The 9,142-nt window shown below is 61.9% G+C and carries 11 protein-coding genes; 3 read left to right on the top strand and 8 right to left on the bottom strand.

Features of this window, described 5'->3' with window-relative positions; genetic code table 11:
• The 8 genes from AC3WQZ_RS30090 to AC3WQZ_RS30055 form a co-directional block, all read right to left on the bottom strand.
• Positions 1-269 (bottom strand): hypothetical protein (locus AC3WQZ_RS30090; RefSeq protein WP_492301807.1); only part of this gene is annotated, 269 nt, incomplete at its 3' end.
• A 644-nt stretch (positions 270-913) separates the two neighbouring features.
• Complete coding sequence (locus AC3WQZ_RS30085) at positions 914-1,159, bottom strand: hypothetical protein (RefSeq protein WP_058698161.1); 246 nt, start codon at positions 1,157-1,159, stop codon at positions 914-916.
• Positions 1,156-4,260 carry a DEAD/DEAH box helicase gene (locus AC3WQZ_RS30080; RefSeq protein ID WP_058698253.1) on the bottom strand — a complete coding sequence of 1,035 codons (3,105 nt, stop codon included), beginning with the start codon at positions 4,258-4,260 and terminating at the stop codon, positions 1,156-1,158. Before AC3WQZ_RS30080 ends, AC3WQZ_RS30085 begins: the two co-directional genes overlap by 4 nt.
• Before the next feature lie 70 nt (positions 4,261-4,330).
• Positions 4,331-4,525 (bottom strand): hypothetical protein, encoded by a 195-nt coding sequence (locus tag AC3WQZ_RS30075; protein ID WP_492301806.1) that lies wholly within the window; start codon positions 4,523-4,525, stop codon positions 4,331-4,333.
• Positions 4,526-4,884: 359 nt separating this feature from the next.
• The gene (locus tag AC3WQZ_RS30070) at positions 4,885-5,670 is read right to left on the bottom strand and encodes a hypothetical protein (protein WP_058698163.1); all 786 of its coding nucleotides are present in this window, start codon (positions 5,668-5,670) and stop codon (positions 4,885-4,887) included.
• 12 nt (positions 5,671-5,682) lie between these two features.
• The gene (locus AC3WQZ_RS30065; protein WP_058698164.1) at positions 5,683-6,165 is read right to left on the bottom strand and encodes a hypothetical protein; all 483 of its coding nucleotides are present in this window, start codon (positions 6,163-6,165) and stop codon (positions 5,683-5,685) included.
• Between the two features lie 88 nt (positions 6,166-6,253).
• Positions 6,254-6,463, bottom strand: coding sequence for a hypothetical protein (locus AC3WQZ_RS30060; RefSeq protein WP_058698165.1), 210 nt, complete (start codon positions 6,461-6,463; stop codon positions 6,254-6,256).
• Positions 6,464-6,628: 165 nt separating this feature from the next.
• A complete protein-coding gene (locus tag AC3WQZ_RS30055) occupies positions 6,629-7,144 on the bottom strand; it encodes a hypothetical protein (RefSeq protein ID WP_058698166.1) in 516 nt (171 codons plus the stop codon).
• 158 nt (positions 7,145-7,302) lie between these two features.
• Here AC3WQZ_RS30055 and AC3WQZ_RS30050 point away from each other — a divergent pair, with 158 nt between their 5' ends.
• Genes AC3WQZ_RS30050 through AC3WQZ_RS30040 form a run of 3 tightly spaced genes read left to right on the top strand, consistent with a single transcriptional unit; the run spans position 7,303 to position 8,802 of the window.
• The gene (locus tag AC3WQZ_RS30050; protein ID WP_058698167.1) at positions 7,303-7,752 is read left to right on the top strand and encodes a hypothetical protein; all 450 of its coding nucleotides are present in this window, start codon (positions 7,303-7,305) and stop codon (positions 7,750-7,752) included.
• Positions 7,752-8,369 (top strand): DUF1173 family protein, encoded by a 618-nt coding sequence (locus AC3WQZ_RS30045; protein WP_081050304.1) that lies wholly within the window; start codon positions 7,752-7,754, stop codon positions 8,367-8,369. Before AC3WQZ_RS30050 ends, AC3WQZ_RS30045 begins: the two co-directional genes overlap by 1 nt.
• On the top strand, positions 8,359-8,802 hold the full coding sequence (locus AC3WQZ_RS30040) for a DNA translocase FtsK (RefSeq protein WP_058698168.1): 444 nt from the start codon (positions 8,359-8,361) through the stop codon (positions 8,800-8,802). Before AC3WQZ_RS30045 ends, AC3WQZ_RS30040 begins: the two co-directional genes overlap by 11 nt.
• Positions 8,803-9,142: the final 340 nt, after the last annotated feature.

Raw genomic sequence — 9,142 nt, 5'->3', positions numbered from 1 at the left:
TCGAAATGCAGCAACGTGATGCCAAGTGACATCGCGTATTGCATTACCTTCTCCAGGTCCTCTGGTATTGCATAGTGTCTAGCAGAAGGTGCGTAGACGTTGATGACCTCCACAAAATAGCTCGCAAAGTTGTTAGCCAAAACGGGCTCTTGTCCAAAGCAGCAAAAAGTCTCTTCCGATAGGTGGAAGGCGGAAAGCGTCAAGTAGTCGTTAACCGGCAATTTTTTCATTGTGATTCCCAATCGTAATTCAGCGGAGAGCGACGTCACGGTAGCGCTGCTCTCCAGCGACGAGCTTGAAATCGAACGCATCGTCCGTTGATAGGGCGAAGTAGGATGGGTTGGTAGACACCGGAAGCCCGGATGGACTCGGTGATTTCAGCCATTTCAACCGGACAAAGTACGTGCGCGGACTGCGAGCCGTACGGATCTTGCGAAGGGCGACAGCAGTTGGGTATAGCATTGGGGTTCTCCGAAGAGGAATGGGGAACCCGTTGCCGCACCGGGAACGTGGTTCCCGGCGGGATGGAATGGATGGACTGGCCCGGCGGCCACCGTACTGCAGAAGCTGGCACCTTGCGGTGCCGGATCGATGCGTCTGGGACGCGGAAAGTGGTAAGAGAGTATCCGAAGTCAGCCCTCCGGATCAATAGGCCCACGCTAGCCCACCCGACCTGATGATCGTAGCAACGGATTGGCTCCTGCGGTTGTTCAAAAAAAAATGCCCTCTGGAAGGGAGGGCTGGGAGCAAGTGCGAGAGGGTTTCCGTAGCGGGGGCTGCCGAAACCAGCATGGGGCGAACAGCTTTCGCTGTCGCCCAAACGCTCGCCAATTTCTTTCGTCTTTCGCCTGATATTGACTCGGTCGAGTCAGGTACGAGCGAAAGCCCGGCCGCGCGCGACCAGGCGATTCGATTAGTGGTGCACGCCATGCCGCGGGCCGATGGGCCGCGACAGCAGCGTGGTGACCGCGCCGGCAACTTGCCAGCCGTCCAGCTCCGATTCAAAAATGCCATGCACCAGCCGATCCAGGCAGATCACCTCCATCCCGTCTGCCTCGACGGTACCCAGGATCCTTGCCACGGTGGTACCGCGGGTGCCGCGGCACTTGATCGTCGCCAAGCCATCGCCAATGGCGATCCTGCAGTCGTCAGTCTTCATGCCGCCTCCTTAAGCAGCTCGCGTTGATCCCGGACCTTGCGGCCGTGCAGCTTGGCGAGATCTTCAACAAAATGGTCTAACAGCGTGTCCATGTGCAGGAACGCCTCGTCTTCGAGTTCCGGCGTCGCCCAGTCCAGACCAGCCTCCATGGCGTCCCGTTTGTGCGCCACCATCTGGTCCTGATAGCAATCGACGCTTCCCGGCAGATGGAAATACACCACCTTTAACTGCCCTTTCCGGTTCCACCGCAGCGCGCGCCGCATCGCCTGATACTCGATGCGCCACGTCCACGAACGATCATAGAAGAGGACGTAGTCAGCATTGGGCAGGTTGTAGCCAGCCCGGCCGGACGCCTTGGTACAAAGAAGCCCTGTGGCGTTGCCGCCGACGAACCGCTTGTCCTTGTCGGCCACGCGCTTCGCAATCGGAATGCCACCATGGAACGGCACGGTCTCCACCCCCTTCGCCTTCAGCTGACTGGCGATGAGGTCGATAACCCCCGGGTTCTCGGCAAACAGGATGGCCTGCTTCCCTTCGGCGGCAATTGCCACCAGCCGTTTAACCACGGCGCGTTGCTTGCTGGTGAGCTGCGCCAGCCCGCCGACACCGTCTACCCCGTGCTGCGGGTAGTTGGCGGCGAAATGCACCGCACGGATCCTGGCAAGAATGGCAATCAGATTGTTCGGCCGGCCATCCTTGCGGACGTCCCGGTACCATTCGGCAAACTCGTCCGCCGTACGCAGGTAGAGCGACAGGTGAGCAGGATCCCAGTCCGTCTCGACCACCTCCACAGCTGGTGGCTCGATCTGGATGTACCGCGACACGTCGGGCTCGCAGACCAAGCGACGCTTCACGTGCGGCGCCAGCATCTGGCGATACCGCGGGAGATTGCCAATCTTCGGCACTTCGCGCTTCGCCCCGTCCTGCAGGCTCTCCGCAAATTCCCAGGTCACCCACTCCAGCACCACAAAATCACTGCGGAAGCGGTCGATACCTCGTTCGGCATGCTGCGCCGTGGCCAGCCAGTTCGCCTCGAGGTAGCCGCGCCGGTAGCCGTACGGCTGGGCCGCAGTGCCGTCGCCACCCGTGAACGCGATCAGTCCGAAGATGTCACGCGGATAGTTGGCGATCGGGCTGCCTGTCAGGATATAGCGGCGTCTGGCCGACAGCTGCCATAGCGCGCGGCTCTGGTCACTGGTCGGGTTCGACAACCGCTCGCCCTCGTCTGCCACCAGCAGACTGATACGCCGGCGCAGCCGATGGGCATAGGTGACACGCCGCGACGCCTTCCGGCATACCGGCATGCGAAGCCGTTCGTAGGCGATCAGGTTGATTCGTCCCAGCGTACTCAGGTCTTCCGGCGACTCGATCACGTGAACATCCGACGCCGGCAGAATTTGCCCCAGTTCCGCGCGCATCTCCGGGACCAGTCTGGCTTCCACCACGATCAGGCCATGCCGAACCCCGGACAGCAGGATCAGTGCCGCAGCGAGCCGCGACTTGCCACAGCCCTGCTCCCATGCCGCTACTGCGCCGTTGGGCTTCATCAGCAGCTCGACCAGGTCTTCCTGCTGGAATTGCCAGTCCAACCACTTGTCGATTCCCAACGCCAGCAGCCGCTTGCGCAGCTGGTTGGCCTGTTGCGGATAACGGCGTTGCAGCCCTTCATGGACGATTTCCCAGGCCTGCGCCGATTTCTCGACACTGTATCGGGTGGTGATTTCGTCCAACGAGACGACGTAGCGCTTCCCGCGCACCTCGTACTCATATCGACCATCTGCCTGCCGGGCAAACTGCACTGCCTGGCCAGCTTTGATAATCGGGCTTCCCCAGACGGTGGTGTCGACCACATGCGTCTTGGTCGCGACCGCAACGAGCATGTTCACGGCGCCGACGCCCGTTGTCCAAACGGCATGGCGCAGAGGCAGCGCCTGCCGCGCACTGCGGCGCAGCCGCTGGTGCAAATGCTCCAGAAAGCCCGGCGCGAACTCCGGCTCGCCGCCTGCGCGCTTCACCAGCCTCACGAGCTCGCGAAGCGCAGCGATCGGATCTGCCTGCACGAGGTAGGTTTCCAGATCCAGCCGACCCGTGCCCGCATAGCAAAAGCCGCTCGGTAGCCGCTGACCTTCCTGCGATACGATTCGGCGTTCCAACACATGGTTGAGCACCATCGCCTCGGTGAATCCGCACTCGAAGCCGAGGATGATCCGGCGGCCGTCATGCGAGATGCGTACCCGTTTCTGCGAGGTTACAGGCCGCGTGATAGCGGGACCGTGATCGTCCAGCAGCTGGTGTGCCAGCTTCGGCTCTCCATATCGCCGCTCGTCCCACTCCAGCTGGAGCTTCGGCAACGGTGTCGACAGATCCCGCACCGGCTGGCGCAGAATGCCTCCCCGCACGCGGTAGCGAGCAAACACGGCGATGGAGGTGCGCACTTCGGCGCCTTCCTCACGAAACGCGTTCGCGGGTAGGTCGAATGCACCCACCACGCGACGCGAGGCATCGCTATATGGCTCGCCATGCGGAATCGACCCATCAGCAAACTTGTCGACAAACGTGGTCGGAAGCAAGGCGACCACGACTTGTGAGGCGTCGAGTGCCTGGGCAAGTGCGTACTCATGGCTCAGCGCGCTGGTACGCGGGCCAAACCGGCCCCATGTCGTGCAGTCGTAGGGCTGCAGGTGTGGCGACTCCAGATGAATCGAGAACGGGGGATTTATTAGCGCGATATCGAATCTGCGCGGATGAATATCCTCCATCCCAGCGTGCCGAAAGCTGCCGTCGAAGCCGGCTGCCTCGATTGCTTGTTGAATTATCTCGATCGTTGGTTTGTGCACGTCCACACCAAAGAGGCTGTACCTGACCGGATCTGCAAACTGCAGCAGACGGCCGGACCCGACAGAATTGTCCAGGATGGACACCTTCCGATCCGGCAACCAGTCGGCCACCACACCCCACATCAGGCGGGCGATCACATCCGGGGTGAAGAACTGCGAAAGATGGCGCTTACGCGCCGCGTGCAACTCGCCCATGTGCGCGACTTTTTCGGCTTGCGAGCCGAGGCTCACAATAGCCCGTAAGGGCTCGTACCAATTGGTCATGATAGGTCCCATAAGAAAAACGCCCCATCAAAGACGAGGCATGTAGTGGATCGAATGCGAAATCCGCCATTCAAACTCGGTAGGTGCCAGCCTGCTGCTGGACGAAGGCCAGCAACGTGCCCGCGATCGGAAGTGCGAAGCGCAACTCCCAGTACTCGTTTAACTGGATGTTGTTGAGGCCAGGGAGGGTCTGACGCTGCTGCGGCTGGAATGGATCGCTTGCGTGGCACCTTGCCAGGCAACTTGCCAGCGGCGCGTGGCTCATGCAGCGCGCAAACACTGCCAGCGCGAAGAAGGCGGCTATCACCGCTCCAGCGAGCCGAAATGCAGTTGCCGCATCGGATGTTCGGCGCCGTCGACCTGTTCCGATATCGCCACCAAACGCATCCGCATCGCCGTGGCTGTGCGCCGGGCTGCCATACTGCTGGCTAGCCCAAGGGCCCGTGGGAGTGTCTGGGCCGTTTACTGAACGGCCATGGCGTGTCCGTTGGCCCCATAGATGCGGCGCAGACGTTTCCCGGAAGTCATCGAGATCGGGTGCATCGCCGGCTCGAATGGCTTCTCAGATTTGGCATGGCCGGTGACGGGAATCCGCGTCTCACCATCGGTAGCTTACATCGCGTGTCAGGCCGTCTCTTCCATGAACGCAGCGCCAAATTCGCCGATGAACAGCATCAACGCCTCGGCCACCTGGTGGGAAAACTTGAACTCCCACCCGTCTTTGAAGAAGACGATGTCAAGCCCAGGATGGCTTTGCTTCTCGCGGTAGTTGTACTCAATGTTGTGGACATTGATACGCGAGAGGCCACTGGCCAGCGACGAGTGACCCGCTTTGGCAGCAAAAGCGGTGAGGCCCTGCAGGCAATCCGCGGCAGTCTGGCAGCTGTAGTAGCCCACCTTCCTGCACGATCGCCCGTAGCAGCCTTCCGAAGTCACTCGCATGCGCAGAATCACCGCTGACGCGGTGCGCTGAACCTCATTGCGCCGGTTGAGCCAGAAGCCTTTGATGATCCGCTGCGCAGCTTGCTGGTAGGCCAGTTCCTTGCCGCCACTCCCGCCATAGCGGTCATGAAGCGACGCCCACAGCCCGTCAATGTCGGGGATCTTCCCAGCCTTGAGCGCCTTGCCGATGTCCAGGCCCGCGTGCTCATGCTCTTTGGTATCGTCGATGTCCAGACGTGTTCCCGCAGGAGCAAACTCGCGGCGAGCGCGGTTGACCACATTGCCGGCAAGCGAAGAGCAGAAGCTTTCAAGCTCCCTGGCCGTTCCATACTCGGAGCGAATCTCCACAGTGTGGCTGTTCCCGGGGATGCCTGCCAGGCACTCGCGCTCGAAGCTCGCAGCCGAACGATAGGCTGCACATGCCGCCTCCTGGGCCCTGACGAAGCGCTCAATGATTTCGTTGTACATGCGGCCTCCAAATTAGTGCAGGGAGATCGCCGGACCAGCGGGCAAGGGCGAGAAGCCCATCGCCCACCAGGCCGAAACCGGGTGATCAGGGAAATCCGGAATCGTGGTGCTGCAGAACACGGCCGGCACTTCCGTCATGTCGACAGCTCCGGCAACGACCTGCTCGCGCCACCGTGCTTGTAGGCGCAGCCATGTGAGCTCCGCGCGCGCTATCGCATCCCAGCCCGTCGGGACCTTGGCTTCGTCGAATAGATCCGCGCCCGCAGCCGTCATGATGGCAACCACTTCATGGTAACGGCCGAGGTCGTGCGCAAATCCGCGGCGCTCAAACGTGAGCGTGAGCGGATCCGGATTGCCAAAGACCCGCTTCAGCTGACGGATGTAGACCGCGCATTCCAGGCGAGATTTCGCCTCATAGTCGGGGTGCCCGACCTGCGCGCAGGATTCATCGGCAGGCACCGGCCCGACTTCGATGGAAAGAGAGTGGATGAACATAGCGTTTCCTCAAGCGAGTTGGAGAAACGCCCCACCGGGGACGTTTCCCCGGTGGGTAGTGGATGGATTGGCAGGCGCCCGCGATGGGTCAGCCTGCAATGGAAGGCTTCTGCTCCGCAATCGACAGCTTCGCAAGAAGCCAACTGATCAGGACCAGAAACTCGATTTCGGCAACGAAGTGCACTTGCATCATCGCAAGGCGATCGTCGGCGGTGAAGATAAGAAAATACAGGACCGCGAACAGGTTGATGACCGTCGCAAAGACAGCCAGAGCGCTGATACGGGAGGAGACAACCATGCAAGGCTCCAAAAAAGAATGGAGCCTTCCCCATTGGGCAAAGCCCCAATGGGTGGAAAAAAAAGATGGCCGGTACACCGGCAGGGTCGATGCGCTGAAAGCGCGAAGAATCGGGCGGATATTACTGCGAATCGTCGCTCGGGGACAAGTCCCCCCAGCTGCGGCTCAACCTGTCGCGCGTCGCTGCCGGCTTGCCTCGCGCACGCGGTTCACCACATCCCACCGGCGCAGGTCAACCTCTTCCGGGTTCTCCAGGTTGGAGTGATCCAGCACCGGCCCATCGTCCCCGAACGGCTCATAGTCAGCGGGCAGCTTGCCCTCTGCCTTCAGCTTGGCGGTCTGCATCTTCGACAGGCCGTGACTGGTTTCGCTGATGGCGACATAGTCCCATCGTGCGGGCACTGCGGCCTCAGAAAACCACGCCTCGCCCTCCCCCGACGCGACCAGCGCCACGACGTCGTAGATGCTGCCGGTCGGCGACGGCATCGCCCGAACCTCGAAGCGCAGCACTTCCCGCCTCGGGTACCAGAACGTCCGGTCGAGATAGCGCTTGAACGTGAAGGCATCAAGCATCGCGATTTCCGCGTATTGCGGGTCGCCGGGCGGGATGAACTCGCGTTCGCTCTTGGGCCGCGCGCCGAGGGAAACCTCGCGAACGGCGGGGGTCTGGGGTGATGACATGGGATTTCCCGAAAAGATACCCCAAATTCTATAGCTTTCGGGCGCAACTCCCGCCACGGGCGCCTTGAGAATGTGTTTGGCGAATCTCGCCGGCCGGCGGCCTTGACTTCGCGATGGCGCCGGTATCTTGGTCATAGACCATTCGATACCTCGTTACCATGCGCTTCACCCGCTTCGGGCGCTACACCCCCATCGAGTTCAACGCCCGCCGGCAGGCCGCTTTCGCGCGCAAGCAGCAGCGCGAGCGCGACCGATACCCGCTCTTCCCCGAGCACGTCGCCGCGGAGCAGCACCAAGCCGACGAAGAGATTGATCGCCGGCAACGGCAAGCGGACAGGTTCGAAGCGAGCCAGCGTGCGTTCGAGGCCCGCGTGTGGCGCAAGGCCCGTACCCGATTCTTTTCGTTGCCGGAAGCCGGCAAGGCGCAGATCCGCGCGAAGTGGCTGTCCTGGCCCGGCCCGACTACCGCAACCAATTTCATCTACATCGTCGACGAACTGAGCGGTGACCGGGCACGCCGGGTGGCCGAGGCCGACGCCGGCCACGCCGAGATCCGACGCCGCGCGTGGGAATCCGTGAACCGCCAAGCCGCGCTGGAGGTGGTCTAATGGCCCCGACCGACGAGCGGGACGCCGTCGTTGACGCGGTGAAGGGCGGCGACGCCCTCAAGGTCAAGGCTTACGCCGGCGCGGGCAAGACCTCCACGCTCCGCCCGACGCTAGTGATACGGCGCCACCGAGATATTTTCCTGCTCGCCCGCTGGCGGCGCTCCCATGGCACGGCGCTCGCGGGGGCGGGTCAACCTGATCAGCGTTGTGTGGCGATCCTGCTGTTCGAACGATCCAAGTCGAACTACCTGACGATCGCGGACGCGGCCGCGATGCTCACCAACGCGCAGTTTCTGCCTTGCGACTCGGCGCACGAGGTGGCGATGGCGGACCACCTGGTGGCACAGCGGCGCGCCTTCCGCAAACCGCTCCGGCACATCGTCAACGCGCCGGTTCATCCCGATTTCGTGCTGACCGACACATCGCCGGAGGTGGTAATCGAAGTGCTGGGAATGGCTGGCAACCCGGAGTACGTCACCCGAATGGCGGCAAAGCGCCAGCACTACCGCGCCGCCAGCGTGCCGTTCGTCGAATGGAACGCTCCCGCGCAACCGCTTTCCGCGGTTCGGCTGCCGTCCCCTGTCGGGACAGCCTCGGAGGCCACCCATGCAGGCTGAACACGCAGCGATGGATGGAGAATTGTTCCATAGGGCAATGGAACTGGTCCACCAACACCGCGCCGCGTCGGTGGCGCTAATCCAGCGCCATCTGCGCATTGGCTGGGAGGCTGCGGAAGCACTGTTGGCCCGCATGGCCGCCGAAACGATGGCCGTTCGCAAGATGCAGAACGGCCTTTACCTCTACATCCACGGCCCTATCGGCGCGGAACTTGCGCGCCTGAACGGCTTTGCGCAGGAGGTGTTGGCCGCGCTTACCGAAGATTGCATCGACGCGGCCCACCTTCGGGCCTCTGCCATTCGCTATGGCCTGGCTGAAGAGACAACCGTCTCGGCTCGTTGCGGCGACCAGTGCGCCTGCGCGACGCTCTTCGAGTTCCCGGTCCGATGCTTCAGGGCAAGCGGGGCGGCGCTGGACTCTGGTGAGCCTTAGGCATCCACGACTTGAGCGAGATACAGGGGATCATCGTCGCCCCTGTGCGTTGGTCCAACCCGGGCGAGCGGATTTCTATGTTCACACCCAAGGCAGGTGAAAAAGAAACCGCGTTCGTCCAGCTGTGGGTCTGCCGTGTTAAACATCACCGAGAGACGGCACTTCGTGCAAGTCCACATGGTTCACTCCTTGCGTGACTTCGGGTCGCGCGCGCTACGCTAGGTTCACGATAGTTCAGGCGGTCCACTAAAGCATTCACCATCCACGAAAGCCTGGTAGGCAAGGAGGATTCACCAATGCCGCTCTACAACACTGAGATCGTCTACCGCGCCGTCATTCA

This window comes from Cupriavidus sp. FW305-26 (assembly GCF_058787975.1).
Note: the sequence above shows the minus strand (reverse complement) of the source record. Positions and strands in the feature narration are given on the sequence as shown.

Coding starts and splice junctions, on each gene's coding strand:
- AC3WQZ_RS30085 (WP_058698161.1), bottom strand. CDS start 1,159: ATGAAGACTGACGACTGCAGGATCGCCATTGGCGATGGCTTGGCGACG.
- AC3WQZ_RS30080 (WP_058698253.1), bottom strand. CDS start 4,260: ATGACCAATTGGTACGAGCCCTTACGGGCTATTGTGAGCCTCGGCTCG.
- AC3WQZ_RS30075 (WP_492301806.1), bottom strand. CDS start 4,525: ATGAGCCACGCGCCGCTGGCAAGTTGCCTGGCAAGGTGCCACGCAAGC.
- AC3WQZ_RS30070 (WP_058698163.1), bottom strand. CDS start 5,670: ATGTACAACGAAATCATTGAGCGCTTCGTCAGGGCCCAGGAGGCGGCA.
- AC3WQZ_RS30065 (WP_058698164.1), bottom strand. CDS start 6,165: ATGTTCATCCACTCTCTTTCCATCGAAGTCGGGCCGGTGCCTGCCGAT.
- AC3WQZ_RS30060 (WP_058698165.1), bottom strand. CDS start 6,463: ATGGTTGTCTCCTCCCGTATCAGCGCTCTGGCTGTCTTTGCGACGGTC.
- AC3WQZ_RS30055 (WP_058698166.1), bottom strand. CDS start 7,144: ATGTCATCACCCCAGACCCCCGCCGTTCGCGAGGTTTCCCTCGGCGCG.
- AC3WQZ_RS30050 (WP_058698167.1), top strand. CDS start 7,303: ATGCGCTTCACCCGCTTCGGGCGCTACACCCCCATCGAGTTCAACGCC.
- AC3WQZ_RS30045 (WP_081050304.1), top strand. CDS start 7,752: ATGGCCCCGACCGACGAGCGGGACGCCGTCGTTGACGCGGTGAAGGGC.
- AC3WQZ_RS30040 (WP_058698168.1), top strand. CDS start 8,359: ATGCAGGCTGAACACGCAGCGATGGATGGAGAATTGTTCCATAGGGCA.